At 69.0% G+C, this 26,831-nt stretch carries 26 protein-coding genes and 2 tRNA genes; 14 read left to right on the forward strand and 14 right to left on the reverse strand.

The window, feature by feature from the left end; all coding sequences use genetic code 11:
* Positions 1-8: 8 nt before the first annotated feature.
* Both gltX and ACTJKK_RS02605 read left to right on the forward strand, forming a co-directional pair.
* Entirely contained in the window at positions 9-1,514 is a 1,506-nt protein-coding gene (gltX, locus tag ACTJKK_RS02600) for a glutamate--tRNA ligase (protein ID WP_440746901.1), read from the forward strand.
* Positions 1,515-1,682: 168 nt separating this feature from the next.
* Positions 1,683-1,754 (forward strand) — tRNA-Gln (locus ACTJKK_RS02605).
* An 81-nt stretch (positions 1,755-1,835) separates the two neighbouring features.
* Here the strand turns inward: ACTJKK_RS02605 and ACTJKK_RS02610 are convergent.
* Positions 1,836-2,840, reverse strand: a complete 1,005-nt coding sequence (locus ACTJKK_RS02610; protein ID WP_440746902.1) for a hypothetical protein — start codon at positions 2,838-2,840, stop codon at positions 1,836-1,838.
* A gap of 138 nt (positions 2,841-2,978) precedes the next feature.
* Between ACTJKK_RS02610 and ACTJKK_RS02615 the strand changes: the two genes are divergently transcribed.
* Positions 2,979-3,956: a DNA topoisomerase IB gene (locus ACTJKK_RS02615; protein WP_440746903.1), complete on the forward strand. Its 978-nt coding sequence runs from the start codon at positions 2,979-2,981 to the stop codon at positions 3,954-3,956.
* On the opposite strand, the gene ACTJKK_RS02620 is transcribed toward ACTJKK_RS02615, so the two are convergent.
* Positions 3,957-4,814 carry a 3-hydroxyacyl-CoA dehydrogenase gene (locus ACTJKK_RS02620; protein WP_440746904.1) on the reverse strand — a complete coding sequence of 286 codons (858 nt, stop codon included), beginning with the start codon at positions 4,812-4,814 and terminating at the stop codon, positions 3,957-3,959.
* Between the two features lie 55 nt (positions 4,815-4,869).
* Positions 4,870-5,274, reverse strand: coding sequence for a MarR family winged helix-turn-helix transcriptional regulator (locus ACTJKK_RS02625; protein ID WP_440746905.1), 405 nt, complete (start codon positions 5,272-5,274; stop codon positions 4,870-4,872).
* Between the two features lie 132 nt (positions 5,275-5,406).
* On the opposite strand from ACTJKK_RS02625, the gene pepN reads away from it, so the two are divergent.
* The gene (gene pepN, locus ACTJKK_RS02630) at positions 5,407-7,899 is read left to right on the forward strand and encodes an aminopeptidase N (RefSeq protein WP_440746906.1); all 2,493 of its coding nucleotides are present in this window, start codon (positions 5,407-5,409) and stop codon (positions 7,897-7,899) included.
* On the opposite strand, the gene ACTJKK_RS02635 is transcribed toward pepN, so the two are convergent.
* Positions 7,896-8,429 carry a GNAT family N-acetyltransferase gene (locus ACTJKK_RS02635; protein WP_440746907.1) on the reverse strand — a complete coding sequence of 178 codons (534 nt, stop codon included), beginning with the start codon at positions 8,427-8,429 and terminating at the stop codon, positions 7,896-7,898. The two genes, pepN and ACTJKK_RS02635, sit on opposite strands and share 4 nt — an antisense overlap.
* Entirely contained in the window at positions 8,429-9,067 is a 639-nt protein-coding gene (locus ACTJKK_RS02640) for an MBL fold metallo-hydrolase (protein ID WP_440746908.1), read from the reverse strand. The genes ACTJKK_RS02635 and ACTJKK_RS02640 overlap by 1 nt, the downstream gene beginning before the upstream one ends.
* 154 nt (positions 9,068-9,221) lie before the next feature.
* Here ACTJKK_RS02640 and ACTJKK_RS02645 point away from each other — a divergent pair.
* A tRNA-Glu gene (locus tag ACTJKK_RS02645) sits at positions 9,222-9,294 on the forward strand.
* A 59-nt stretch (positions 9,295-9,353) separates the two neighbouring features.
* Here the strand turns inward: ACTJKK_RS02645 and ACTJKK_RS02650 are convergent.
* The 3 genes from ACTJKK_RS02650 to ACTJKK_RS02660 all read right to left on the reverse strand — a co-directional run bounded on the left by ACTJKK_RS02650 (position 9,354) and on the right by ACTJKK_RS02660 (position 12,466).
* Positions 9,354-10,670 carry an acyltransferase family protein gene (locus tag ACTJKK_RS02650; RefSeq protein ID WP_440746909.1) on the reverse strand — a complete coding sequence of 439 codons (1,317 nt, stop codon included), beginning with the start codon at positions 10,668-10,670 and terminating at the stop codon, positions 9,354-9,356.
* Between the two features lie 117 nt (positions 10,671-10,787).
* Positions 10,788-11,912 carry a DUF4349 domain-containing protein gene (locus ACTJKK_RS02655; RefSeq protein ID WP_440746910.1) on the reverse strand — a complete coding sequence of 375 codons (1,125 nt, stop codon included), beginning with the start codon at positions 11,910-11,912 and terminating at the stop codon, positions 10,788-10,790.
* A complete protein-coding gene (locus ACTJKK_RS02660; protein ID WP_247622642.1) occupies positions 11,909-12,466 on the reverse strand; it encodes an RNA polymerase sigma factor in 558 nt (185 codons plus the stop codon). The genes ACTJKK_RS02655 and ACTJKK_RS02660 overlap by 4 nt, the downstream gene beginning before the upstream one ends.
* Positions 12,467-12,707: 241 nt before the next feature.
* On the opposite strand from ACTJKK_RS02660, the gene ACTJKK_RS02665 reads away from it, so the two are divergent.
* Positions 12,708-13,712, forward strand: coding sequence for a TerC/Alx family metal homeostasis membrane protein (locus ACTJKK_RS02665; RefSeq protein WP_247622641.1), 1,005 nt, complete (start codon positions 12,708-12,710; stop codon positions 13,710-13,712).
* Between the two features lie 28 nt (positions 13,713-13,740).
* On the opposite strand, the gene ACTJKK_RS02670 is transcribed toward ACTJKK_RS02665, so the two are convergent.
* Complete coding sequence (locus ACTJKK_RS02670) at positions 13,741-14,337, reverse strand: LON peptidase substrate-binding domain-containing protein (protein ID WP_440746911.1); 597 nt, start codon at positions 14,335-14,337, stop codon at positions 13,741-13,743.
* Between the two features lie 53 nt (positions 14,338-14,390).
* Between ACTJKK_RS02670 and ACTJKK_RS02675 the strand changes: the two genes are divergently transcribed.
* Positions 14,391-14,888: a DUF427 domain-containing protein gene (locus ACTJKK_RS02675; RefSeq protein ID WP_440746912.1), complete on the forward strand. Its 498-nt coding sequence runs from the start codon at positions 14,391-14,393 to the stop codon at positions 14,886-14,888.
* Between the two features lie 17 nt (positions 14,889-14,905).
* Here ACTJKK_RS02675 and ACTJKK_RS02680 read toward each other — a convergent pair whose 3' ends face one another.
* Entirely contained in the window at positions 14,906-16,219 is a 1,314-nt protein-coding gene (locus ACTJKK_RS02680) for an LLM class flavin-dependent oxidoreductase (RefSeq protein WP_440746913.1), read from the reverse strand.
* Positions 16,216-17,511 carry an O-acetylhomoserine aminocarboxypropyltransferase/cysteine synthase family protein gene (locus ACTJKK_RS02685; protein ID WP_440746914.1) on the reverse strand — a complete coding sequence of 432 codons (1,296 nt, stop codon included), beginning with the start codon at positions 17,509-17,511 and terminating at the stop codon, positions 16,216-16,218. Before ACTJKK_RS02685 ends, ACTJKK_RS02680 begins: the two co-directional genes overlap by 4 nt.
* Positions 17,512-17,698: 187 nt before the next feature.
* Here ACTJKK_RS02685 and leuC point away from each other — a divergent pair, with 187 nt between their 5' ends.
* From leuC to ACTJKK_RS02715, 6 genes are all read left to right on the forward strand, one after another.
* Positions 17,699-19,138 (forward strand): 3-isopropylmalate dehydratase large subunit, encoded by a 1,440-nt coding sequence (leuC, locus tag ACTJKK_RS02690; RefSeq protein ID WP_440746915.1) that lies wholly within the window; start codon positions 17,699-17,701, stop codon positions 19,136-19,138.
* A 2-nt stretch (positions 19,139-19,140) separates the two neighbouring features.
* Positions 19,141-19,737 (forward strand): 3-isopropylmalate dehydratase small subunit, encoded by a 597-nt coding sequence (leuD, locus tag ACTJKK_RS02695; protein ID WP_247622635.1) that lies wholly within the window; start codon positions 19,141-19,143, stop codon positions 19,735-19,737.
* A 65-nt stretch (positions 19,738-19,802) separates the two neighbouring features.
* Positions 19,803-21,170 (forward strand): UDP-N-acetylglucosamine 1-carboxyvinyltransferase, encoded by a 1,368-nt coding sequence (gene murA / locus ACTJKK_RS02700; protein WP_247622634.1) that lies wholly within the window; start codon positions 19,803-19,805, stop codon positions 21,168-21,170.
* A gap of 5 nt (positions 21,171-21,175) precedes the next feature.
* On the forward strand, positions 21,176-21,931 hold the full coding sequence (locus tag ACTJKK_RS02705; RefSeq protein ID WP_440746916.1) for a lysophospholipid acyltransferase family protein: 756 nt from the start codon (positions 21,176-21,178) through the stop codon (positions 21,929-21,931).
* Positions 21,921-23,054: an NAD(P)H-dependent glycerol-3-phosphate dehydrogenase gene (locus tag ACTJKK_RS02710; protein WP_440746917.1), complete on the forward strand. Its 1,134-nt coding sequence runs from the start codon at positions 21,921-21,923 to the stop codon at positions 23,052-23,054. The genes ACTJKK_RS02705 and ACTJKK_RS02710 overlap by 11 nt, the downstream gene beginning before the upstream one ends.
* On the forward strand, positions 22,960-24,042 hold the full coding sequence (locus tag ACTJKK_RS02715) for a D-alanine--D-alanine ligase family protein (protein WP_440746918.1): 1,083 nt from the start codon (positions 22,960-22,962) through the stop codon (positions 24,040-24,042). Before ACTJKK_RS02710 ends, ACTJKK_RS02715 begins: the two co-directional genes overlap by 95 nt.
* A gap of 18 nt (positions 24,043-24,060) precedes the next feature.
* Here ACTJKK_RS02715 and ACTJKK_RS02720 read toward each other — a convergent pair whose 3' ends face one another.
* Positions 24,061-24,723: a hypothetical protein gene (locus tag ACTJKK_RS02720; RefSeq protein WP_440746919.1), complete on the reverse strand. Its 663-nt coding sequence runs from the start codon at positions 24,721-24,723 to the stop codon at positions 24,061-24,063.
* A gap of 23 nt (positions 24,724-24,746) precedes the next feature.
* Entirely contained in the window at positions 24,747-25,232 is a 486-nt protein-coding gene (locus tag ACTJKK_RS02725) for a DUF3515 family protein (protein ID WP_247956066.1), read from the reverse strand.
* A 23-nt stretch (positions 25,233-25,255) separates the two neighbouring features.
* Between ACTJKK_RS02725 and thiL the strand changes: the two genes are divergently transcribed.
* Positions 25,256-26,251, forward strand: a complete 996-nt coding sequence (gene thiL / locus ACTJKK_RS02730) for a thiamine-phosphate kinase (RefSeq protein ID WP_440746920.1) — start codon at positions 25,256-25,258, stop codon at positions 26,249-26,251.
* Here the strand turns inward: thiL and rsmD are convergent.
* Positions 26,221-26,826, reverse strand: a complete 606-nt coding sequence (rsmD, locus tag ACTJKK_RS02735; protein ID WP_247622627.1) for a 16S rRNA (guanine(966)-N(2))-methyltransferase RsmD — start codon at positions 26,824-26,826, stop codon at positions 26,221-26,223. The two genes, thiL and rsmD, sit on opposite strands and share 31 nt — an antisense overlap.
* Positions 26,827-26,831 lie beyond the last annotated feature (5 nt).

Here is a 26,831-nt window from a genome sequence, read left to right on the forward strand (position 1 = left end):
GAAGGGCTATGGCTACTCCTCACCCCCTCACCACGACCGCCAGCGGTGCCGACGTCCGCGTCCGCTTCTGCCCGTCGCCCACCGGCCTGCCGCACGTCGGCATGGTTCGCACCGCTCTCTACAACTGGGCGTACGCGCGCCACAACGGCGGCAAGCTCGTCTTCCGCATCGAAGACACCGATGCGGCGCGCGACAGCGAGGAGAGCTTCCGGCAGCTCGTCGATGCCCTCACGTGGCTGAAGATCGATTGGGACGAGGGCGTCGAGGTCGGCGGACCGCACGAGCCGTACCGCCAGTCGCAGCGCCACGACATCTACCGGGGCGTCATCGACAAGCTCATCGCCTCGGGTGCCCTCTACGAGAGCTACTCCAACGCCGAGGAGATCGACGCCCGCAACGAGGCCAACGGTCGTGCGAAGCAGCTCGGATACGACAACTACGACCGCACCCTGACCGAGGAGCAGAAGGCCGCCTTCCGCGCCGAGGGCCGCCAGCCCGCTCTGCGTCTGCAGGTGCCGGATGAAGACCTCACGTACGTGGACCTCATCCGCGGAGAGGTCACCTTCCCCGCCGGTTCCTTCCCCGACTTCGTCGTGGTGCGCCCGAACGGCATCCCGCTGTACACCTTCGTGAACCCGGTCGACGACGCGCTCATGGGTATCACGCACGTGCTGCGCGGCGAAGACCTCATGCCCTCGACCGCCCGTCAGCTCGCGCTCTACGCCGCGCTCATCGACGCGGGCGTCACGACGTTCGTGCCGCGCTTCGCCCACATGCCGCTCGTGCTGGGGGAGACGGGCAACAAGAAGCTCTCGAAGCGCGACCCGCAGGCCGACCTGTTCCTGCACCGCGAGCGCGGCTTCATCCACGAAGGTCTCCTCAACTACCTCGCCCTGCTCGGCTGGTCGATCGGTCACGATCGTGACGTGTTCTCGCTCGACGAGTTCATCGCCGCGTTCGACATCGAGAACGTCAACCCGAACCCGGCCCGCTTCGACCAGAAGAAGGCCGAGTCGATCAACGGCGACCACATCCGCATGCTCGACCTGAAGGACTTCGCCGAGCGCACGATCCCGTATCTCGCCGCGGCCGGTCTCTTCGACGAGCCGACCCATGAGCAGCTCGTGCTGGCGTTCCGCGCCGCGCCCCTCGTGCAGGAGCGCGTGCAGTTGCTGGGGGAGGTGCCCGGCATGCTCGGCTTCCTCTTCACCGACGACATCGCCTACGAGGCCGATGCGCTCAAGGGCCTCCCGGCGAACGCCGGCGAGGTGCTCGACGCCTGCGTCGCGGCGCTGGAGCCCGTCACCGAGTTCACTCCGGAGAAGATCCAGGATGCCCTGGCGACGGCGCTCGTCGAGAACCTCGAGCTCAAGCCCCGTGTCGCCTACGGCCCGCCGCGCGTCGCGATCACCGGTCGCCGCGTGTCGCCGCCGCTCTTCGAGTCGATGGAGCTGATCGGCAAGGACGAGACGCTGCGTCGCCTGCGTCTGCTGTCGGAGACGCTGGCGGGCTGAGACGCCCGCCGCACGCTCTGGAGGAGGACCCCGTTCGCGGTGGTCCTCCTCTTCGCGTTCGGGGCACGCGCACGGGAGCGCGACACGCGCGGAGGGAGCCGCTCCATTTGGCGCTTCCCAATCCGTCCGGTAAGCTTGACTCTCGGTGCGAGGCTCCGGTTTCGCCCTTGGGGTATGGTGTAATTGGCAACACGGCGGTTTCTGGTTCCGTTGTTCTTGGTTCGAGTCCAGGTACCCCAGCAAGACGAAGAGGCCCGGAATTCCGCGAGATGCGGAACCCGGGCCTCTTGCTTTGCCCGCGGGGAGCGGGCCCCGGAGGGCCTACTCGCACTCCCCGATGAACTCGAGGTAGCAGACGGCCTCGTGGGTGACGGCGGGCTCGTAGTCGTCGTTCGACACCTCGCGGGTCGCGGTCTCCGCGGTCTTCGTCAGATGCCCGAACGACCCGAGCGACGAGACGTACATGCCCTCCTGATCGAGGCCGCGCATCCGGTCGATCTCGGTGCGGTGCTGCGTGCAGAGCAGAGTCGCCGCACCCGTCAGCTCGACATCTGCGCAGGCGCCGGCGTACTGGGCCTCCATGAGGCCGATGCAGTCGGTCCAGTCCTGGTTGACCGTGCACGGGCTCACACCGTCGTCAGCGACGTTGTAGAGGCCCGTCTCGTACTCCTCGGTGTGGAACGTCTCGGGCTTCTCGGCGACATCGGTCTTGGTCCAGTGGCGCGCGGTCGTGAACGCGATCACGACGACGATGATCGCGGCGATCAGCAGGGCGCCCACGATCGAGAGGGTGACCCACAGGCCGGTGCGCTTCTTCTTGGCGGGGGCTTCCCCTCCCGGCGTTCCGTACGGTGTGGTCGCTGCGTACGGATCCCCGGGCCCGCCGTAGGGCGCGCCCATCGGGCCGTCGTGCGGTGCGGTCGCGGCGAAGGCGGCCGGCGCGGCGAACGCAGCGGGCGCGGCTCCGTATGCGGCGGTCGGGGCATCGGATGCCGGTGCCTGATCGACGGGCGGCGACGGCTCCGCGGACGGAGCGGCGGGCGGGGGAGCCGCGGCGAAGCCGCCGACCGGTGCGCCGGTATACCCGTCAGGCCGAGAAGAAGGTGCGGGCGCGGCCTCGGATGCGGGTGCAGGCGCGGGTGCCGCGGCCTCCGGCGCCGGGGGAGCGGGCTGACTGATCGACTGCCAGTATCCGTACCAGCTCTGGCTGGCCTGGGGATCGGCGACGACCTGCTGGGCCTCGGCATCCGAGAGCTGGATGCCCAACGACTGGCGCGCCTGCGCATTCAGGAGGTACGAACGGAATTCATCGAGTGACAGGCCCATGCTGGCGATGATGGCAGAAACCCGCAGCGCGCGACAATCCGGTTGGGTATTCCTCCCCATGCCCGCCGCACCTAGCAGAGCGCACGCGAACGTGACCAGCCCCTTCTCGGATCGGGTGCCGGCGGGCAGAGTGCTGGCATGGCAGCTCTCGTGCGCGTGATCCCCGGTGAAGACCTCGGCTTCCGAAGGATCCGATCGGGATCCGGCTTCCGCTACGTCGACAAGGGTGGTGACGCCGTACAGGAGGCCGACCGGGAGCGCATCCACGACCTGGTCATCCCTCCGGCGTGGACGGACGTCTGGATCGCCGCAGACCCGCTCGCGCACATCCAGGCCGTCGGCGTCGACGGAGCGGGGCGCAAGCAGTACCTGTACCACCCGCTCTGGCGGGTCAAACGAGACCGCCACAAGTTCGGCCGCGCGCTGGCCCTCGCCGAAGCCCTTCCGCATGCGCGGGGGCGGGTCACGCGAGCATTGCAGCACGAGACCCTCTCCCGCGAGAAGGTGCTGGCCACCGCATTCCGGCTGCTCGATGACGGAGCCCTCCGGATCGGGTCGGAGCGCTACCTCGTGCGTCACGGCAGCCGCGGCCTGACGACGCTGCGCCGCCGTGACGTGCACGTCGAGGGGAACGTCGTGTCGCTCTCGTTCCCGGCGAAGAGCGGGCAGACCGCGGCGATCGAGATCACCGACGACGTGCTCGCGGCCGTGCTCGACGATCTGGCCGCCGGCCCGGACCGGGCGCCGCTCCTCGCGTATCGGCGGGGACGCCGGCGCGTGAAGATCACGCCCGCCGAGGTGAACCGCTACCTCAAGGACGTCACGGGCGACGCGTTCACGGCGAAGGACTTCCGCACCCTCCACGGCACGATCCTCGCGGCCGATGCCCTCGCGCGCATCGGCCCGCTCGACTCGCGTCGGGATCGCGAGCGCGCCGAGCGCCTCGCCGTACAGGCCACGGCCTCCGCGCTCGGCAATACGGTCGCGGTCGCCCGGGGCAGTTACATCGATCCCCGCGTCTTCAAGCTGTACTCCCGGGGGAAGACGCTCGACCTCTCGGTCGCCCCGGAGACCGCGATCCGCCGTCTTCTGAGCGACACGAGGCGGCGTCGCTGATCAGCTCTCGCGAGGATAGGTGTAGAAGCCCTCACCCGTGGCCACGCCGAGCTTGCCCTGGTCGATGTAGCGCTCCTTGATGAGGTCGGCGAATGCCTGCTGCTTCGCGTCGCCCATCCGCGAGATGTTGTAGGCGGTCGTGAGTCCGACGATGTCGTAGATCTCGAAGGGGCCGGCGGGTGCTCCGGTGCCGATGCGCCACGTGGCGTCGATCGCCTCCGGCTCCGCGATGCCGTCGACGAGCAGCTCGCCCGCCGCCTGGAGGAAGGGCACGAGCAGGGAGTTGAGGAGGTAACCGGCCTTCTCCTTCTTGATCTCGATCGGCACCATGCCGATGCGGCGTGCGAACTCGACGACCTCGGCATACACCGCCGGGTCGGTGGAGGGAGTGCCCATCACCTCTGCCGTGTTGTGCGACCAGATCTCGTTGGCGAAGTGCAGGGCGAGGAAACGGTCGGGGCGGCCCGTCGAATCGGCGAGCGCGCTCGGGAGAAGGGTCGACGAGTTGGTCGCGAAGACGGTCGACGACGGCGCGGCCTCCGCCATGCGCCGGTAGATTCCCTGCTTGAGCTCGAGGTTCTCGGGAACGGCCTCGATCACGAGGTCGGCTGCGGCGACGGCGTCTTCCAGAACGGTGGTCAGACGGATCCGCGGGATGGCCGCGTCCGCGCCGCCATCGGCTGCGCCCTCGACCGAATCCGCGACGTACCGCGCGGCCAGTCCGCGGAATCGCTCGCCGGCCCGCTCGAGGGCCGCATCGTCGATGTCGTAAGCGGTGACGTCGAATCCATGGAACGCGGTCTGGAACGCGATCTGCGATCCGAGGACGCCGGTGCCCAGGACGGTGATGTTCTTCATTTCTCTTCCTTCTTCTGCGGCCTCGTGGGCCGATTTCGGGGACGACGCGTCCGGGTCAGGACGCGTCGGCGGTGCGGTCGAACCTTTCGAGATCGTGCGCGAACCGGGCGACCTCCTCGTCGGACCACGGAGCGAGGTGCGCCTCGACGATCCGCTGGAGCGACGTGAGTGCACGGTGGAAGGCATCTGCGCCGTCCTCCGTGAGCTCGAGCGGGCGTCCGCGTCCGGTGTCGTTCGGCGTCTCGCGGACGAGTCCGAGACGGATCAGCGCTGCGAGCTGGCGTGAGACCGTCGATCGGTTGAGGCGGAACATGCGGGCGATATCGGTGGAACGGATGCCGGGCTGCTCGGCGATCGCCATCATGATCGACTGCTCGGTCATCGACAGGGGAGTCTCCTCGTCGCGCGCGTCGGCGAGGCCGCGGCGAGTGATCGCGACGAGAGAGCGGAGCGCGCTCATGCTGTGGTCCTGACGATCCATGTCCATCTCACCCTCCTGTTGCTTGATGCAACGCTACGCCGTTGTGTTGCATTCCGCAACACATTCACGGGATGGCCTGCACCCCGACGGTGCGGATGGGAGGATGGAGGGATGGAAACCGCCAACCTCACCCGTGACGAGACCGCGGCGCGATCCGCCGCGATCACCGCGCACCGGATCCGTGTCGAGCTCGATCTCGCGGGCGCTCCCGAGCGCGCGCGCACAGGATTCCACTCCCGGACCACGCTCGAGTTCGACGCCACGGCGACCGAGACCTGGCTCGACTTCATCGGAGAGTCGGTCGAGCGTGTCGTGATCAACGGCGACGAGGTCGAGGTCGAGTACGACGGCGCCCGCATCGCTCTGCGCGGTCTCGCCGCCACGAACACGGTCGTCGTCGATGCCGTCGGTGCGTACAGCCGTTCGGGTGAGGGTCTGCACCGGTTCCACGATCCCGCCGATGGCGAGACCTACCTGTACACGCAGTACGAACCGGCGGACTCGCGCCGGGTCATGGCCTGCTTCGAGCAGCCCGACATCAAGGCGTCGTACACCTTCGTCGTCGATGCGCCGGCCGGCTGGGAGGTCCTCTCCAACCAGGCCGCCGTGCGCACCGAGGCGGGCGTCGGCATCCAGCGCGTCGAGTTCGCTCCGACGCTGCCGATCTCGAGCTACATCACCTCGGTCGCTGCGGGCCCCTACACCCGTGTCGACGGGGAGTGGCAGGGCGGCGACCAGCGCATCGCGCTCGGGGTGTTCGCCCGCCGATCGCTCGCCCAGTACCTGGAGGCGGAGGAGATCCTCGAGGTCACCCGTCAGGGTCTGGACTTCTTCGCGGAGGCGTTCGCCTATCCGTATCCCTGGGGCAAGTACGACCAGATCTTCGTGCCCGAGTACAACCTCGGGGCGATGGAGAACCCGGGGCTGGTCACCTTCACCGAGGCGTACCTCTCCCGCGGCGCGGCGACCGATGCCCAGCGCGCGGCACGAGCGAACACGATCCTCCACGAGATGGCGCACATGTGGTTCGGCGACCTCGTGACGATGCGCTGGTGGGACGACCTCTGGCTCAAGGAGTCCTTCGCCGACTACATGGGTGCCCACGCCTCGGCCGCCGTGACCCGGTACACCGATGCCTGGGTGACGTTCGCGGCCCGGCGCAAGGCCTGGGCCTACCAGCAGGATCAGCTGCCAACGACGCATCCGATCGTCGCCGACATCACCGATCTCGAGGCCGCCAAGCTCAACTTCGACGGCATCACGTATGCGAAGGGCGCGTCGGTCCTCAAGCAGCTCGTCGCCTTCGTGGGCGAGGACGCGTTCTTCGAAGGAGCCCGCCGCTACTTCGCCGCCCACGCGTTCGGCAATACGACGCTCGACGACCTGCTCGTGCAGCTGAGCGCCGTCTCGGGTCGAGACATGGGCGAGTGGTCCCGGGCGTGGCTGGAGACGACGGGCATGTCGACGCTGTGGCTGGAGGAGACGGACGATGCGGATGCCGCAACCCGTGTGCTCGTGCAGACCGACCCGCGTCCGCACCGCCTGCGCATCGGTCTGTACGCCCGCGAGGGGGAGCGGCTCGTGCGTCGCGAGCAGATCGCCGTCGACGTCAGCGAGGAGCGCACGTCGATCGTCGTCCCCGAGGCGGATCTCGTGCTGCTGAACGACGACGACCTGACCTATGCGAAAGCGCGTCTGGATGAGCGCTCACTCACCGCTGTCGAGGAGTCGCTGTCGGCGATCGATGACCCGCTCGCGCGTGCACTCGTATGGTCGTCGCTGTGGAACGCCACCCGCGACGGCGATCTCGACCCCCGGCGGTATCTCGGCATCGTGCGCGCGCACGCACCGCTCGAATCCAACAGCGGGCTCCTCACCGGCGTCCTCGCGAACGCCGCGTTCGCGATCCGCCACTTCCTCGCGGACGCGCATCGCGACGCGGAGCAGCGGTCGTGGCTCGCGGCGTCGCTCATCGCCGTGTGGGACGCGGATGACGGAAGCGATGCACAGCTGTCGTGGGCGCGCGCCTTCGCCGGGGCATCCGCGTACGACGACCACCATGCCGAGCAGGTGCGGGAACTGCTGGGTGGGCACGTGCCCGACGGCCTCGTCGTCGACCCCGACCTCCGTTGGCAGCTGCTGACCGCGTTGGCGACCACCGGGCACGCCGATGCCGCGGAGATCGCCGCCGAGCTCGAGCGCGACGACACCGGAAGCGGCCGGACGGCCGCGCGTCGCGCGCTTGCCTCCCGTCCGGAAGCCGACGTGCGTGCTGCGGCCTGGGAGGCGGCCTGGAACGACCTCTCGCTCAGCAACGACCACCTCGATGCAGAGATCGGGGGGTTCCGTGCCGGCGGACGCCGTGATCTCATCGCGGGCTTCGATGCGGAGTACTTCCGCCGCATCGGCGACGCGTGGCGGAGCCGCAGCATCGAACTCGCGCGGCGCCTCGTGCTCGGGCTGTTCCCCTCGTCGGACACCACCGACGCGGCCGACGCCTGGTTGGCCGAGAACGCGGAGGCGCCCGCTGCGCTGCGCCGACTCGTGCTCGAGCAGCGCGATCACCTCGCCCGCGAGATCCGCGTGCGGGCGGCGCAGGACTAGGGCGTCCGCGGTTCGAGAGCCATCCCCATCACCGTGCGCACGATCCACGGATGCGCGCGGTCGTCGTCGATGTGGGTCATCCCCAGGTTCTCGGCGACGCCGCGCGAGGCGCGGTTCTCGGGATGGATGATCGCCGTCAGCACGATCGGCGCGTAGCGCTTTCGTGCGAGCTCGACGCACGCGTGCGCGGCCTCGGTGGCGAAGCCCCGTCGCTGCATCTCCCGTCGCACGTGGTACCCGACCTCGAGCACACGCTCGTCGTTCACCGATTGCCAGGTGAGTCCGCAGTCTCCGACGAACTCGCCCTCGTGGGTCTCGATGATCCACAGGCCGTGGCCGTCCTCTGCATAGCGAGTGCGCATCCGTGCGATCCAGTCGGCGCTCTCCGCCCGCGTCTTCGGTGCCGGGTAGTAGGCCATGACCTCGGGGTCGCCGAGCATCGCCGCCATCAGATCGAGATCGTCTTCCGCCATCTCGCGGAAGCGGAGGCGTGCGGTCGGCTCCGGGAGGAGCTGGGGCGCCGCCGGCATCAGATGTCGAGCGACTCGCCGGGCTCGAGCACGAGGAACTCGCCGCCGCCCTGCTGAGTCGCCCACTCCAGACGCTGGCGGTGCATGGTCTTTCCCGCCACCGAGAGTGTCATGTCGTGCGTGCCGAAAGCTCGGCGGGGCTTTACCGCGAGGACGTAGTCGATCGCCTCGCCGATCTTCAGCCACGGGGCACCGAGGGGTGCCGCGAGAGTGCCGACCTCGACGCCCTCCGGCACGGCGTAGGAGTCGCCGGGGTAATACAGCTCGTCGTTCACGAGCACGCCGACGTTCTCGATGACGGGGATCGACGAGTGGATGATCTCGTGCGCTCCGCCGAAGAAGCGCAGAGTGAATCCACCGACCGTGCGCGTCTCGCCCGGGGAGACGACGGTGATCTCGTAGCCCTCGGCCGCGCGGGCGACACCCGCTGGTCCGAAGATCGGAACGCCCGGCGCCATCCGCAGGATGCGGTCGAGATGCTCCGGCGTCCAATGATCGGGGTGCTCGTGGGTGAGCACGACGGCGACGACGTCGCCGAGGTCGTCGAGCGGAGTCGTGAAGGAACCCGGATCGATGAGCAGGGTCTCACCGTTCTGATCGATGCGGAGGCTGGCATGTTCGAACTTGGTCACGCGCATGCGTCGAGTCAACTCCCTCTCCGTGCGCCGTGCAAACCCTTGACTTTCTGCGCGCCACGCCCGGGCGACGCGATGCCGGGGCCTCGATTTGGCGTCGTGAGAAATGCCGTGGCATACTTGAACGGTTGTCGCGCGACGGAAACGAAACGCAGACGGCCCCATCGTATAGCGGCCTAGTACGCCGCCCTCTCACGGCGGTAACGCGGGTTCGAATCCCGCTGGGGTCACACAACAAGAGAAGGCCCCCGGTTCTCCGGGGGCCTTCTTCGTGCGTCGACGTCTGTGCTCAGGTCGTGCGCTTCGCGCCGGTCAGCCACAGCGCGACCGTCGTCGTCACCAGGGCTGCCGCGGCGAGCGGGAAGTCGAGTCCGTACATCGTGATGCCGATCACCGGGGCGACGAACACGAGCACCGCGACGGTCGTCGCTGCCGGGGAGGGGAAGCGCGCGGGTGTCTGCCGCGGAGCCTTCTCGAAGCGAACGAGCCACAGCGATGCCAGCCACACGGTGCCGAGGACGATCGCGAAGAACACCGGACGCGTCCACCACCATGCGGCGCTCCCGGGGGTGGGCATCGGCAGGGGCAGCAGCAACTCGATCCCGATGAGCACGAGGATCACCGGGAAGTGCCAGAGGTAGATCGTCATCAGGCGGGAACCGATCAGGAAGACCGCCCCCTGCGCCGGTCGCGTGCGCATGAGAGCCGTCAGCGGCTGGCGCAGGAGCGTCAGCCCCGCAGCCTGCACGATCGCCAGCAGCGCCATCGGCGCGGTCGGAGGCCACTGGTTCGTGAGCATGCTCGCGGGATATCCCGCGATCACGACGAGCGCCCAGAGCGCGCCGTAGCCGGCCACGAAGATCGCCGCGAGCTGCCACCGACTGTGCCGCGCGAACCAGCCGTCGTACAGGAAGAAGCCCACCTGCTGCGCGAACAGCCAGATGAAGACGATGTTCGGGATGCCGAAGATCTCCTGGCCGAAGCCGTACCCCGTCGGCGGCACGCGATCGATGCCCAGCAGCTCGCCGAGAACCAAGAAGCGGAAGGCGTCGACCGCGAAGCCGGCGAGCAGCAGCACGACGAGTACGCGCGCGCCGAACCGCTCGTGCAGGCGCATCATGAACGGCGCGCACGCCTGAGCGATCAGATACGCGGCGAGGAACCATAGCGGTGAGCCGACGCCGATCGCGATCGAGTCCACGAAAGCGGGATCGAGGTCGATCAGCCGTGTGACGCCCAGGGCGACCGTGAAGAACACGAAGACCGGGAGTGCCGGGCGGGCGAGCCGGGCGAGCCGCACGCGCACGAAACCGTCGGCCGTCTCTCCTCGGGCGGTCGCGGAGCGCCATCCCGCGCGCGCCGCGTATCCGCCGACGACGAAGAACAGCGGCATGATGTTGACGATCCACGTGCCGGCGACGAACCAGGACTGCAGCTCGACGGTCTTCTCGATCACCAGAGATCCGTCCGAGCCTCGGCCGACGCCGGTGAACAGGATGTGCACGAAGACCACGAGGAGCACGCACGCCACGCGTGCGAGGTCGAGCGTGAGGTCTCGTCCGGCGGGGACGGTGCGGGTCGTCGTGTCGGCGGCGGCGCGGGTCATGCCGAAGACTCTAGCGCCGCGAGGCCATCGCCCAGGTGCCCGTGCCGTCACCTGTGCAGAAAGCGCCGAAGGGGCACCCGCAGAGTATGCGGGCGCCCCTTCGGGTTCGAGCGTCGGTCAGGCCTCGACGTCGGATGCCGCAGCCGTCGCAGCGTCTCGTCGCATCCGGCGGGCCCGACGGATGAGCCAGATCGCGAGCACCACCACGCCGGCGATCGCGGCCCAGGGGAGGAGGAAGCCGACGGCGATCACGAGAGCGTTGAGCGAGACGATGAGCCCGTTCCATCCTGCCCACAGCCCGTCACCGAACCCCGCGGGATCGGCGGTCGTCGTCGTGGCGGTCCGGGTCAGCTGCACCTGGAGGCTGGACATCGCGACCTGGTCGTCGAGCGCGGCGAGCTGCTGCTCGTAGGACTCGAGCTGCGCCTGGCGGTCGGTCAGCGCGACCTCGGCCTCGATGAGCTCCGAGACGGATCCCGTCTGCGCCATGAGTTCGGTGAGCCGCTGGACCGAGGCCTTCGTCGCGTCGACACGCGCCCGGAGATCCACGGCGACGTCGGTGACGTCCTGGCGGGAGATCGACGACGACAGCACCTCCCCGGATTCGTCGAGCTCGGCGATGACCGCCGCCAGGTCGGCGGACGGTACGCGGATGCTGATCCACCCGTACCCCGAATCCGCTGGAGCCGGCTCCGACGTGCCGTCGACAGCCAGGGCCTTGCCGACTTCGGTGCTCTCGACGTACCCGCCGCGCTCCTCGGCCAGCGCGCTGATGGCGTCCGCGGCATCCGCGATGTCCTCCACCTCGAGCGTGGCGTTCGCGTTCGCGATGATCTCGCGATCGGCCGTGTCGACTTCTCCGCTCGCGAGCGAACTCGATTCGGCGGCGCTGTCGAGGCTCGCACTGCGATCGCCGGAGACACCCTGCTCGGGCATGGCGACACCCGGGACGGGCGCATCGACGGCGGGGGAGCTGAAGCCATCGGCCGTGCTCGAGGCGCCGCCGGAACCGACGACACCGAGGATCGGGGGCGTCACCAGCACGCCGACCGCGAAGGCCGCGGCGACGCCGACACCGGTCAGCCAGCGACGGCGGCGCGCTCCGGCACGCGCAGGAGCCACCTGCGGGGCCGGGCCGGGAGCGCGCTCCGCGGCGATCTGGGCGAACACGGCGTTCTCGATGCGCGTGACCGCCTCATCCGACAGCTCGGGCAGCTCTTCCGGGGTGGTCTGGTCGTTCATGCGTCTCTCACTTCCTGGACGGCGCCCCGCAACTGGGTGCGCACTCGGGAGAGACGGTTCCGAACGACGGCGTGACTCACACCCAGCTCCTCCGCGGCCGCCTGATAGGCGTACCCCTCGGTGGCGCAGAGGCGGAAGATCTCGCGATCGATCTCGCTGAGGTTTCCCACCTCATCGGCGATCCGAGCCGCGAGCGCCGCCGTGATGACCTGCTCCTCGACGTTCACCGTGTCCGGGAGGGAGTCATCGAGCGCGTCGGAGGTGTGCGCCTGATCCCGCCGCCGTTGCCGCAGACGATTCGCCGCCTGGAAGCGGCAGATCGTCGCGAGCCACGGCAGGATCGACTCGCCCTGGAGGTCGAGTGCGGGGAGCTTGCGCCAGGCGACCAGGAAGGTCTCCTGGGCGATGTCCTCGGCATCCGCGGGGGAGGCGAGGATGCCGTAGGCGATCCAGTACACGGGTCGCACATGTGCGCGGTACAGCTCGCGGAAGGCGCTCTCGTCACCCGACGCGGCCTGCGCCGCCCATCTCTGATCACTCGTCTGCGTAGGCATCCTGATTCCGTTCGGTGTCTCTCACCCGGAGAGTGTCGAGGGATGCCCCATCGTCTCAGAATCCTCCGCGCGCCGATATCGTCGGCGCTCCGATAGCATTGCGTCTGCGAGGGGGAGTATCCCGGATCCGCGCGTAACGTCATCACGAGCACCAAGGCCGCTGCTCCGGGCGCGCGACGCACCGTGTGCGGGGGAGAGACTCTCGATCCTTCTAGACCCTTCGCGAAAGCTGTCGTTCCCCGTGGAAATCCCTCTCTGGTTCGAGATCACCTCGATGATCGTCCTCACGGTCATCCTCATCGGCGATCTCCTGCTCATCCGGCTCCGGCCGCACATCCCCTCCACGAAGGAGTCGACCCTGTGGGTCGTCTTCTACGTGGGACTCGCCCTGCTGTTCGCCCTCCTCCTGGGTAACGTCGGCGGGTGGCAGAACGCCGGCGACTTCATCACCGGGTGGGCGCTGGAGTACAGCCTCTCGGTCGACAACCTCTTCGTCTTCGTGCTGATCATGGCCCAGTTCGCCGTGCCGCGGCGTCTGCAGCAGCAGGTCCTCATGGTGGGCATCATCATCGCGCTGCTCCTGCGCGGTGCCTTCATCCTCGTCGGCGTCACGATCATCGAGAACTTCTCCCCGATCTTCTACATCTTCGGCGCCTTCCTCGTGTGGACGGCGATCCGCCAGGCGATGCCCGAGGGCGACCACGACGGCGAGGTGCAGCGCGAGAACTTCATCGTGCGCCTGCTGCGCCGCCGGATCGACATCAGTGAGACGTACGACGGATCCAAGATCCGCACGACCGTCGACGGCAAGCGCATGTGGACTCCGATGATCATCGTGTTCATCACGATCGGCGTGACCGACCTGATCTTCGCGATCGATTCGATCCCCGCGATCTTCGAGATCACGACGAACGGGTTCCTCGTGTTCTCGGCGAACATCTTCGCGCTCATGGGCCTGCGTCAGCTCTACTTCCTGCTCGGTGACCTGCTCGACCGCCTGCGTTACCTCCATTACGGCATCGCGGTGATCCTCGGGTTCATCGGCATCAAGCTGATCCTGCACGCCCTGCACGTCAACGAGCTGCCGTTCATCAACGGCGGTGAGCACGTGGAATGGGTGCCCGACATCGACAACATGGTCTCGCTCGGAGTCATCCTGGTCTCGATGACCGTGGCGACCATCGCGAGCCTGATCGCGGCTTCGCGGGAGAAGCGGGCGCAGAAGGTGGCACCGCCCGCGGAGTGATCCCGGAGGGACGCGACTCGGGCGCGGATCACTCCGTCGACCAGAGGATCTCCGCGTCGAGGGTGGCGTCGATCGTCTGACGGAGCAGTGCCCCGACCGATTCCGACTGCAGAAGCGAATAGCGGTCGTACTCGCCGAGCGGGGCGATCGCGGCGAGCTGCCAGGACGCGGCGAGGGGATCGTCGGAGAGTTCGGTGTTCGGATCCCAGCGCGCCTCGGGTGCGCGGGCGAGCACGCGCCGCACGATCGACTCGCCCTCGGCGAGCAGGGGAGTCAATCCGTCGTGCCACTCCAGAGTGGGGAGCGGGGTCAGAGCGGCCCGAGGATGCGGGTCGTCGTCGAGCCACTGCTCGACCAGGAACCGTTCCGTGCCGACGGCGAGCGCATGCAGCACCTCGGTGTCGGCGGACACGCTGACGAGCCGCGCCAGGGTTCCGACGCGACTGCGCTGGTCGCCACCGCCCGCCTCGGCGCCGCGCTCGATCAGCACGACGCCGAACTCCGGATCCTCTTCGTCGAGGAGCCGCCCGATCATGGTGAGGTATCGGGTCTCGAACACGCGGAGCGGGAGCGGGGTGTACGGGAACAGCACCGAACCGAGGGGGAACATCGGCATCGGGTTCATGGGATCAGTCAACACCCCGCGCCGCACGCAGGCCAGCGTCGTACAGTGAAGAGATGCGCAGACCGCTCCCCGTCACTCCCGCGCCCGGTCAGGAATCGGTGTGGGACTACCCGCGACCGCCTCGAGTGGAAGCGGTGGCGGAACGCGTGACGATCCGGCTCGGTGGCGAACTGATCGCGGACACCCACCGGGCGATGAGAGTGCTCGAGACGAGCCACCCGCCGGTCTACTACCTCCCGATCGCCGACTTCGCACCGGGGGCGCTCACCGAGGCGGCCGGTTCGTCGTTCTGCGAATTCAAGGGTGCAGCGCGCTATCTCGATGTCCACGGCGGAGGTGTCGTGCGCGCGGGCGCCGCATGGAACTACCCTGATCCGACGCGGGGTTTCGAAGCGCTCGAGGACCGCGTCGCCGTGTACGCCGGGCCCATGGACGAGTGCACGGTCGGCGGAGAGATCGTCGTCCCGCAGCCCGGTGGTTTCTACGGCGGCTGGGTCACGTCGGCCGTGGTGGGTCCGTTCAAGGGGATCCCGGGCTCGATGGGCTGGTAGTTCCCACCCGCCGACGATCAGAACGCCCGTAGGTTCGCCTGCAGCCCGCCGTCCGCGTACTCACGACGCAGGATGCCGCGACGACGGAGGACTGGCACCAGCTCGTCGAGCGTGCGGTGCAGGGTCACCGGGTGGAAATCGCCCCAGAGCAGTACGCCGTCGTTGCCCCACTCGCCGAGCTCCTCGATCAGGTCGGCGAACTCCTCCGCCGTACCCACGAAGCCGCTCCGATCGCTGATGCGTCCGGCGCGGACGAGGGCGGTGAGGTGCGCGCGCAGGGGGGCTCCCTCGCCGCGGTCGCCGATCAGCCGCTGGATGCTTCCGCGTGACACGTGTGCGCCGAAGATCGACAGATCGAGCGGGCGATCGAGGTCGAGTCCGGTGAGATCGGTCTCGAGATCGCTCGACTGCTTGCGTGCGATCTGCTCGAGGGCGGCGTCGTCGGGATGGGCCGAGGCGGCGACGATCCGGTCTGCCTCCTCGGGCGACGAGACGATGACGGGCTGGATGGCGAACAGGATCTTGATGTCCTCCGGGCGGCGTCCGCGTTCGATCGCCGCATCGTGGATCTTCTTCCGATATGCGCGCACCGACGTCTCGTTCAGCGGCGCGAGCGCGAGCTGCACGTCGGAGTTCGCGCCCGCGAAGCCGAGGCCGCGGCCCGACCCGCCCGGCGACACGATCGCCGGTTCGCCGTCGGTGAAGGGGATCGCGTTGAGCGGCCCGTCGAAGGCGTAGTACTCGCCGCGGTGCTGTACCGGGCGCAGCTTCGAGCCGTCGGCGTAGACGTCGCTGTCACGATCGAGCACGAGGGCTCCGTCGTCCCAGCTGCGCCAGAGCGCGCGGATGCCGTCGAGCCATTCCTCCGCGCGGTCGTAGGCCTCGTCATGCCCGAGCTGGGCCGCGCCGGAGAAGTGACGGGCGCTCCCGGTGTCGGTGACGACGTTGAGACCGAGGCGATGTCCGCTCAGATGCTGGAGCGTGGCGAACTGGCGGGCCGACGTGAAGGGCAGGGACGCCGCGGGATTCACCGTGGGCACCACGCCGAGATGCTTCGTCGCCTGGAACAGGTAGGGGGCGAGCAGCAGAGGGTCGTGCTTGGGCCCGCCGAAGGCGTGGCGCACCCGCAGATCGATCGTCGAGGGCGATCCGAGCGAGGGGCCGTCCTCGATGATCACCAGATCGAATCCGGCCTGCTCGAGCGTGCGCGCCGCTTCCTGGTAGATCTCGGGTCGTGTCCAGTCGTAGTCCCAATCGAGCGACGGGTAGCCCCAGCCCTGCGGTCCGAAGCCGCGCGCGAGGAACCAGCCGAAGTGCTGCGGGCGGCTCATGCGACGACCTCCCGAACGGTCTCGAGCACGCGCGACAGATCGGCGATGAGGTCGTCGATGTCCTCGATGCCGATCGAGAGGCGCAGCGTACCCGGGTGCACGCCGAGGGCGAGACGCTCGTCCTCGGTGCGGTGGGAGTGGCTGGTCGTGCCCGGATGCAGCACCAGGGAGCGGACGTCGCCGATGTGCGTCATATGGATGAAGACGCCGACGCTCTCGACGAAGTCGCGTGCGGCGGGGAGGCCTCCGCGGAGGGTGACGGTGAAGATGGAGCCGAACCCGCCCTGGAGGTAGCGCGCCGCGGTCGCGTGATCGGGGTGGGTGGGGAGACCGGCGTAGTCCACCCGCTCGACGTCGGGATGCTGCGACAGCCACTCGGCGACCGCTTGGGCGTTGCGCGACTGCCGTTCGACCCGCAGTCCGAGCGTCTCGACGCCCTGACCGATGAGGAAGGCGTTGAGCGGGGAGGGTGAGGCGCCGAATCGAGGAGCCACGCTCTCCCGGGCGTACGCGATCCGCGCGTTCCCACCGTGCCGTGCGGCGACACTCGGCTCGCCGTTGCGGCCCGGGAGAACGAGATGCGGAGCATTGTGTCCGGCGACCGCCGGGTCGAAGCGGCCGTCGTCGACGATCACACCGCCGAGCACCGAGCCGTGCCCGGCCAGGAACTTCGAGGCGGAGTGCACCACGATCGCCGCTCCGTGCTCGAGCGGACGCACGAGGAATGGCGTCGCGAGCGTGTTGTCCACGATCAAGGGGATCGCCGACTCGTCGGCGACCGCGCTCACCACGGCGATGTCGAGGATGTCGTTGCGGGCGTTGGCGATCGACTCGGCGAACAGAGCCCGGGTGTTCGGACGGATGGCGGCGCGCCAGGCATCCGGATCGGCAATGTCGTCGACGAACGTCGTCTCGATCCCCAAGCGGGAGAGATTGTCGAGAAAGAGGCCGCGACTTCCCTCGTAGATGTGCGTCGACGAGACGATGTGGTCGCCGGCGCCCGCGACCGTCAGAAGGGCGGTCACGACCGCCGCCTGACCGCTCGCGACGAGCAGGGCGTCCGCCCCGGACTCGAGCGCCGCGATCTGCCGCTCCACGGCCCGAACGGTCGGATTGCCCGTGCGGGTGTAGCCGAAGCCGGCGCCGGTGCCGAAGTGATCGGCGGCGTGATCGAAGTCGTCGAACTCGAAGCCGGCGGTCAGGTAGATCGGCGTCGCGCGCGCAGCGGCGGAGTCTCGCGTCCTCGCGGCGTGCACGGCGCGAGTCGCGAAGCGGGCGTGGTCGGCGGTCATGCGATGCCTCTCGATGATTCGGGTGAACAGTAGAGTGTCACGGCGCGTCATCGGGCGCCGAAGCGGTGGTAACCTGACGTCATGCGGATCGTGCTCCTTCTTAGCGGCCGCGACGAGACCTCGTTCTGAGCCCCTCCTCGTCGCGGAGTCCATCGTGGGCCGAACCGCCAGCTTCAGGAGAAGAGCCATGAACACCCCCGCAGTCGACGTCGATTCCTCACGCCCGAGAACCCTGGCCGAGAAGGTCTGGGACGACCACCTCGTCGTCAAGGGCGAGAACGGTGAGCCGGATCTCATCTACATCGACCTGCACCTCGTGCACGAGGTCACCAGTCCGCAGGCCTTCGACGGCCTGCGCTCGGAAGGGCGACCGCTGCGCCGCCTCGACCTCACGATCGCCACGGAGGACCACAACACTCCGACGTGGGAGATCGACAAGCCGATCGCCGATCTCACCAGCCGCACGCAGATCGAGACGCTGCGCCGCAACGCCGCCGAGTTCGGAGTCCGTCTGCACTCCCTGGGAGACGCCGAGCAGGGGATCGTCCACGTGGTCGGCCCGCAACTCGGACTCACCATGCCGGGCATCACTGTCGTCTGCGGCGACTCGCACACCTCGACCCACGGTGCCTTCGGTGCCATGGCCTTCGGTATCGGTACGAGCGAGGTCGAGCACGTCATGGCGACCCAGACGCTGCCCCTGAAGCCGTTCAAGACGATGGCGATCAACGTCGAGGGAACGCTGCGACCCGGCGTCACCGCCAAGGACATCATCCTCGCCGTGATCGCGAAGATCGGCACCGGCGGTGGCCAGGGCTACGTGCTCGAATACCGCGGCAGCGCGATCCGCGCCCTCTCGATGGAGGGGCGCATGACGATCTGCAACATGTCGATCGAGGCAGGTGCCCGCGCCGGAATGGTCGCGCCCGACCAGACGACCTTCGACTACCTCGAGGGGCGTCCGCACGCGCCGAAGGGCCAGGACTGGGAGGATGCCGTCGCCTACTGGCGCACGTTGCCCTCCGACGACGGGGCCGCCTTCGACGCCGAGGTGTTCATCGACGCCGACGACCTCGAGCCGTTCGTGACCTGGGGCACCAACCCCGGGCAGGGAAGTTCGCTCTCGGCGGCGGTGCCGGATCCCGCCGCGATCACCGATCCGAACGAGCGCGCCGCGGCGGAACGTGCACTCGAGTACATGGACCTCACGCCGGGGACGCCTCTCAAGGAGGTGCCGGTGGATGCCGTCTTCATGGGGTCGTGCACGAACAGCCGCATCGAGGACCTGCGCGCCTTCGCATCGATCATCGAGGGCAAGAAGAAGGCAGACGGGGTGCGCGTGATGGTGGTGCCGGGCTCGGCGCGGGTGCGTCTCGAGGCCGAGGCCGAGGGCCTCGATCGGATCATCAAGGACTTCGGCGCCGAGTGGCGTTTCGCCGGGTGCTCGATGTGCCTGGGCATGAACCCCGACCAGCTGGCACCGGGGGAGCGCTGCGCATCGACCTCGAACCGCAACTTCGAAGGCAGGCAGGGCAAGGGTGGGCGCACGCACCTCGTGTCACCCCTCGTCGCGGCGGCCACGGCCATCCGCGGAACCTTGTCGAGCCCGAGCGATCTGGAGATCTGATCATGGAGAAGTTCACCACCCACACCGGCATCGCCGCTCCTCTGAAGCGGTCGAACGTCGACACCGACCAGATCATCCCCGCCGTCTTCCTCAAGCGGGTCACCAAGACCGGCTTCGAGGACGCGCTGTTCCACGGCTGGCGTCAGGACCCCGAGTTCGTCCTCAACCAGCCGTCGTATCAGGGCGCCTCCGTGCTGCTGGCCGGTCCCGATTTCGGCACAGGCTCGAGCCGTGAGCACGCCGTCTGGGCGCTGCGCGACTTCGGCTTCAAAGTCGTGCTCAGCCCGCGCTTCGCCGACATCTTCCGCGGTAACTCGGGCAAGCAGGGCTTGCTCGCCGCAACGATCTCCGAAGAGGATCTCGAGCGTTTCTGGGCCGAGATCGAGCGGAATCCCGGGGTTCGGATGACCGTCGACCTCGAGGCGCGCACCGCGTCGATCGGCGACATCCAGGCCGAGATCGGTATCGACGATTACACTAGATGGCGGCTCCTCGAAGGGCTCGATGACATCGGGCTCACGCTGCGCAACGAAGACAAGATCGCGCAGTTCGAGGCCCGTCGCGAGTCGTGGCGGCCCCGGACCCTTCCCGTTCAGTAACGCGGTGGAGGCGGGTGGCTGAGGGGCACCCGCCCCGAACACAGTGAACTGAAGTGAGGCTCCGAATGACGACACCCGTGCGCGACGCTCTTCCGGACGGAGTCCCCGCACTCACCGGAGACGTCCTCGCGATTCGAGGCGGACGCCCGCTGCGCGGCCGCGTCGACGTCAAGGGGGCGAAGAACCTCGCCACCAAGGCGATGGTCGCCTCCCTCCTCGGTGAGACCGTCAGCACCCTCCGCGACGTGCCCGCGATCAGCGACGTCGCGGTCGTCCGCTCCCTCCTCGAGGTGCACGGCGTGCGCGTGTCCGAGGGCGACGAGCCCGGTGCGCTCGTCTTCGACCCGAGCGACGTCGAGTCGGCCCACTTCGAGGAGATCGACGCACACGCCGGTGCATCGCGCATCCCGATCCTCTTCTGCGGCCCGCTCCTGCACCGTCTCGGTCAGGCCTTCATCCCCGACCTCGGCGGGTGCCGCATCGGCGACCGCCCCATCGACTTCCACCTCGACGCGCTCCGCAAGTTCGGCGCCGTCGTCGAGAAGCTCCCCAGCGGCATCCGTCTGTCGACCCCCAACGGTCGCCTGCACGGCGCGAACATCCACCTCCCGTACCCGAGCGTCGGCGCGACCGAGCAGGTCCTGCTGACGGCCGTGCGGGCGGAGGGCGTGACGGAGCTGCGCAACGCGGCGATCGAGCCCGAGATCATGGATCTCATCGCCGTGCTCCAGAAGATGGGCGCGATCATCTCGTACGAGCCCAACCGGGTCATCGTCATCGAGGGCGTCGAGAAGCTCCGCGGCTACGACCACCGGTCGATCTTCGACCGCAACGAGGCGGCTTCCTGGGCCTCCGCCGCTCTGGCGACCGACGGCGAGATCTTCGTCGGCGGCGCGAAGCAGCAGGAGATGCTGACCTTCCTCAACGTCTTCCGCAAGGCGGGCGGATGGTTCGACATCCAGGAGGACGGCATCCTCTTCCGTCGTGAAGGGGAGCTGCGCCCCGTGGTCGTCGAGACCGACGTCCACCCCGGCTTCATGACCGACTGGCAGCAGCCCCTCGTGGTCGCCCTCACCCAGGCCAACGGCCGGTCGGTCGTGCACGAGACGGTGTACGAGAACCGCATGGGCTTCACCGAGGCGCTCGTGAAGATGGGCGCCGACATCGTCGTCCACCCGCGCGGGCTGCAGGCCGGACCGCGCCGCGTGCCGCGCCGCGACCTCGAGCAGGCCGCCGTCATCACGGGGCCGACCCCGCTGCACGGCGCTGACATCGTCGTGCCCGACCTCCGGGGCGGGTACAGCCACGTGATCGCGGCGCTCACCGCTTCCGGCGAGTCCAAGGTCTCGGGTGTCGACATCCTCAGCCGCGGCTACGAGAAGTTCCTCGCGAAGCTCGACGCGCTCGGCGCCGACTTCGACGTCCTCCGGTGACGCCGATGCGCAACAGGTCGCCGGAGACGACGCGGCCCAGCATCTTCTGGCCGGTCGCAGTGATCGTCCTCCCGCTCGTCTCGTTGATCGCGAAGATCCGGGTGAGGAACCCGGAGAAGCTCCCGCGCGACGGGGCGTACGTGCTCGCGCCGAACCACTATTCGGAGTTCGATCCGCTGATCGTGGCGGTCGCCGTGTGGCGGATCGGCCGCGCGCCGAGGTTCATGGCGAAGGAGAGCCTCTTCCGTGTGCCGGTTCTCGGATGGATCCTGCGCAGGACGGGGATGATCCCCGTGGCACGTGCGTCGTCGGCCACGGCGGCCAAGCAGACGATGCTGCAGTCGAAGGAGATCGTCGAGAACGGTCGCGGGGTCATCGTCTACCCCGAGGGCACCCTCACCCGCGATCCCGACCTGTGGCCCATGCGCGGTAAGTCCGGCGCGGTCCGCCTGGCCCTGACCGACGGCATCCCGCTGATCCCGATGGCCCAGTGGGGCACCCAGGAGATCATGGGCCGGTACCAGAAGGGGCTGAGCCTCTGGCCGCTCCGGAAGCCCGTGGACGTGATCGTCGGCGACCCCGTCGACGTCTCCGACCTCCAGGGACGTGGCGGCGACCAGGCCGCCCTGAACGAGGCCACCACGCGGTTGATGAACGCGATCACCGTTCTGCTCGAAGAACTGCGCGACGAGAAGGCCCCCGCCGAGCGGTGGAACCCGTCGACGCACGGTCAGAAGGAGACGGGGCGCCTTGACTCCTAAGCGAACGACGCACCAGGGGCCGCGCGTCGCCGTGATCGGCGCCGGCAGCTGGGGCACGACCTTCGGCAAGATCCTCGCCGACGGCGGCGCCCAGGTCACCATGTGGGCACGCAGAGCCGAGCTGGCGCAGGAGATCAACGAGGCCAAGCGCAACTCGCGATACCTCCCCGGCATCAACCTTCCGCGGTCGATGGCCGCGACGCATGAGCTCGCGACCGCGCTCGAGGGCGTCGATCAGGTCTACCTGTCCGTGCCCAGCCAATCTCTGCGCGAGAACCTGAAGGCGTTGCGGCCGCTGCTCGCCGGATCGGAAGCCAAGATCGTCAGCCTCATGAAGGGCGTCGAGCGCGGCACCGGACTGCGCATGAGCCAGGTCATCCAGCAGGAGCTCCGCTGCGATCCCGACCGGGTGGCCGTCGCTTCGGGACCCAACCTCGCGCTCGAGATCGCTCGGGAGCAGCCGACGGCCGCCGTCATCTCGTCGCGCAGCCAGGAGACGGCCGAGACGGTCGCCCGCGCCGCGCGCAACGATTACTTCCGCACCTTCGTGAACACCGATGTGATCGGCACCGAGTTCGGCGGAGTGCTCAAGAACCTCATCGCCGTCGCGATCGGGATCGTCGACGGCGTCGGCTACGGCGAGAACACGAAAGCGTCGATCATCACCCGCGGACTGGTCGAGATGACCGACTTCGCGGTCGCCAACGGTGCGCACCCGGAGACGCTCCAGGGGCTGGCGGGACTGGGCGATCTGATCGCGACCTGCCAGTCGCCGTTGAGCCGCAACAACACGGCCGGGCGTCTGCTCGGCCAGGGGTACAGCTTCCAGGACGTCGTCAAGCAGATGCAGCAGACCGCCGAGGGACTCGCGTCCGTCGCGCCGATCCTGCAGTTGGCACGCGAGTCCGAGGTGCACATGCCCATCGTCGAACAGGTGAAGATGGTGCTCGACGGCAAGATGAGCCCGCGCGACATCGCACCCCACCTGACGACGGACGACGACACCCCGCAGGGGGAGAGGACCAACCATGGACAAGCAGACGGTGGTGGTGCTGTTCGGAGGGCGCTCCAGCGAGCATTCGATCAGTTCCGCAACGGCGGGCGGAGTGCTGGGCGCGATTGATCGCGGTCGCTACGACGTGATCCCTGTCGGGATCACTCGCGAGGGCGCCTTCGTTCTCGAGGACGACGACCCGGCCAAGTTCCCGCTCGATGCCGCGCACCTCCCTGAGGTGGTCGACAACGGCACCCGCGTGCTGTGGCCCGAACCCGGGGGCGACCGCACGCTGCGCGTCGTCCGTGTCGACGGAACGATCGACGGTCTCGGCGAGATCGACGTGGTGCTCCCGATCCTCCACGGCCCGCACGGAGAGGACGGCACGATCCAGGGGTACTTCGACACCCTCGAGGTGCCGTACGCCGGTGGCGGTGTGCTCGACTCGGCGCTGTGCATGGACAAGCACTTCATGAAGATCGCGCTGCAGGCAGCCGGCATCGTCGTGGCGCCCTGGGTCACGGTTCGGCGCCGTGCGTGGGACCAGGACGCCGCGCAGGTGCGCGCACAGGCTGCCGAACTGGGCCTCCCGCTGTTCGTCAAGCCCGCGCGTGCGGGCTCGAGCGTCGGCGTGTCGAAGGTGGAGGCGCTGGACGAACTCGACGCGGCGCTCGCGATCGCGTTCGCCGAAGACGACAAGGTGCTGATCGAGACCGGCGTCAGCGGACGTGAGATCGAGGTGGCGGTGCTCGAGGGCGCCGACGGCGTGCGCGCATCGCTGCCCGGCGAGATCGTGCTGACCTCGCGCGGTTTCTACGACTTCGAGGGCAAGTACCTCGGGGGAGACGGCGTCGACGTCGTGTGCCCGGCCGTGCTCACGGATGCCGAGATCGCGGCGATCCAGAGCGCGGGCGTGAGCGCGTTCGAGGCCGTCGACGGTCGCGGGCTGGCGCGCGTCGACATGTTCCTCACTCCGGAGGGTGACCTCGTCGTCAACGAGCTCAACACGATGCCGGGGTTCACCCCGATCTCGATGTTCCCGAAGTGCTGGGTGGCCTCCGGTCTCAGCTACGGCGACCTGATCTCGGAGCTCATCGAGGCGGGCCTGCGTCGCTGATCGGCGACGCGAGGTGCCTCAGCCCGCTGTCGGAGGCTGAGGCTGGCCGGGGTGCGGGCCCGCGTACTGCTGCTGCGGATACGCCTGCTGCGGCGGGTACTGCTGCTGCGGATACGCCTGCTGGGGCGGGTACGCAGGTGCGGGATGCCCGGCGCCGTATGCACCGCTCGGCGCCGCCGGGCCGGCTGCAACGCGGTGGACGATCGCGGCCACGAGAGCGGTGACCCACCCCCAGACGAGTGCCCAGGTGACTCCCGCGGTGCTGATCGTGAAGAACTGCACCTGGTAGATCTCGATCTGCGTGGGGTCGATCTGGAGGTACGCGAGCGTCAGTGGCGCACGGACGAGACCGGCGGCTGCGGACGCGATCATCACGGCGCCCCAGGTGCCGAAGAAGACGGCGGCCCCGCGCCCGGGAAGAGCTCCGCGGACGATCATTCTCACGAAGAGCCAGGTCAGGCCGCTCAGCACGACGAGCGCCAGGAGCATGCCCAGGATCGGCAGCGGGGAGCCTCCGCGGCCGAAGCCCCACCCGATCGGGTCGGGCAGGATCCAGACCCGCGGGACGTTCGGCACTCCGCCGAGCACGAAGAGGTAGCCGGCGAGGGAGCTGAGGAGAGCGCCGACGCCCACCAGGACGGCGGCGATGACGGGAGTTCGATTCGCGGGCTGAGGGTTCATGCCGCGAGTCTAGGAGACCGCGCTCAGCCGGCGGGGGACTCCACGCGGTCGGTGCATTTCGCGGTCGCCCGCTCGAGCCCGGGCTGGATGCTGGCGGAGAGCTTCTCGACGACCGTGCGGAAGTCGATCTCGGCGCCGCGTCGGATGATGACCTCGACGGCGGGGTCGCGCCCGTAGGTGACCAGGCGTTGACGCTCCTCCTCCTGGTCGAGCACGAGCCAGTCCACGCTGCCGATAGTGGTGCAGACGAGATCCGACGGCGCGGGCGGGGCGACGCCGCAGCGGAGCACGATCGTCGGATCACCCCATGCTCCGGTGGCCTGGGCATCCGTCCACACCCGGTCGAAGCCGGCGACGTTCTCGGGCAGCAGCACCGATACGTTCGCGCAGGCCGGGTTGTTCGCGTCATCCGCGGGCTCGAGGTGGATCGTCGTGGAGCATCCGGCGAGGGCGATCGCAACGGCTCCGGCGACCGCGACGGCAGCAGCGAGGCGACGGAAGAGGGGCATGCTTCCAGGCTACCTTTGAGTTCATGCCCTCCCGACCCGAGAACCACGACCCCCTGCTCGGCGAGCTCTCGGAGGGAAGCATCCTGCGCGCGATCCTGTCGCGCACGCCACCCGGATCGCACACGATCCTCGGTCCCGGAGACGACGCGGCGGTGATCTCCGCCCCATCGGGTTCGGTGGTCGCGACGACCGACACCCTCGTGCACGGTCCCGACTTCCGTCTCGCCTGGACCTCCGGCTACGACCTCGGGTGGAAGGCCGCCGCGGTCAACCTCGCCGATGTCGCCGCGATGGGAGCCCGTCCGACGGCCCTGCTGGTCGCCCTCGCCGTCCCTCGCGATCTGCGGCTGTCGTTCGTCGAGCGGCTGGCCGACGGCTTCCGCGACGCGTGCGAGGCGCTCGCGCCGGGGTGCGCGGTGGTCGGCGGCGATCTGACGGTCTCGGATGTGCTGACCGTCGCGGTCACCGCCCTCGGCGACCTCGAGGGGCGCTCGGCCATCACCCGCTCGGGCGCGCGGCCCGGGGAATCCGTCGCCATCGCCGGTGAGCTGGGCCTCGCGGCCCGCGGGCTGGCGGTGCTGTTCGGTCGTTTCCGCGACGGTGAGACGCCTGTCCCCGTCGATCCGTCGAGGCTCGGCGACGGTGAGGCGGCCGCGGTCGCCGCCCAGCTGCGACCGTCACCGCCGATCGGCCTCGGACCGATGGCCGCCGTGACGGGTGCGACCGCGATGATGGATGTGTCCGACGGGCTCGCGCTCGACGCCGGTCGCTTGGCGGATGCCTCCGGTGTCACCCTCGCACTCGACGGGCACGCGCTCGGGTCGGATGCGCGTCGCGCCCTGGCCGGAGGTGAGGACCACGCCCTTCTGGCCACCTTCCCCGAGGGGATGCTCGCTCCGGGCTTCCGCGTGATCGGACGCGTGGTCGAGCGATCCGGTGACGGTGTGCTGTGCGATGGCGAACCCGTCGATATCCGGGGGTGGGACCCCTATCGCGACTGGGACTCCGCCGCGGGCTGATCGCGATCCGCGCCGTCGAGCGGCTGCCCCCACCACACGGTGGTGTCGCCGTAGGTCTTCTCGCGCACGAGCTCGAGCCCCGCGGCGTCGAGATCCGGGGGTGTCGATCGGCGCGCACGCTCGACCACGACCAGTGCGTCGGGGGAGAGCAATGGCGCGAGGGCGACGAGATCCGCGGTCATCGCCTCGTCATCGAGGTCGTACGGCGGGTCGGTGAACACCAGGTCGAACGGGCCCTGCGCACGCACGAGGAACGGATGCACGGCGCTCTCGTGCACGCGGGCCGCCGCGACTCCGCCGGCGCGCGCGACGGCCGCGGAGTTCTTGCGCACGATCGCTGCGGCGGCGCGCCCCCGTTCGACCAGATCGGCGCTGCGAGCGCCGCGGCTGAGCGACTCCAGCCCGAGGGCGCCGGAGCCGGCGTACAGATCGAGCACCCGGGCGTCATCGATGGCGCCGAACGACTCGAGCGCTCCGAAGAGCGACTCCCGCACCCGATCGCTCGTGGGGCGGGTGCCGGCGTCCGGCACCTCCAGGCGCGTTCCTCCGGCCGTACCGGCGATGATCCTCGTCACCCGTT

Origin of the sequence: Microbacterium sp. 22179, assembly GCF_052045715.1 — a bacterium.
In the GTDB taxonomy this organism is placed as follows: Bacteria; Actinomycetota; Actinomycetes; order Actinomycetales; family Microbacteriaceae; genus Microbacterium; species Microbacterium galbinum.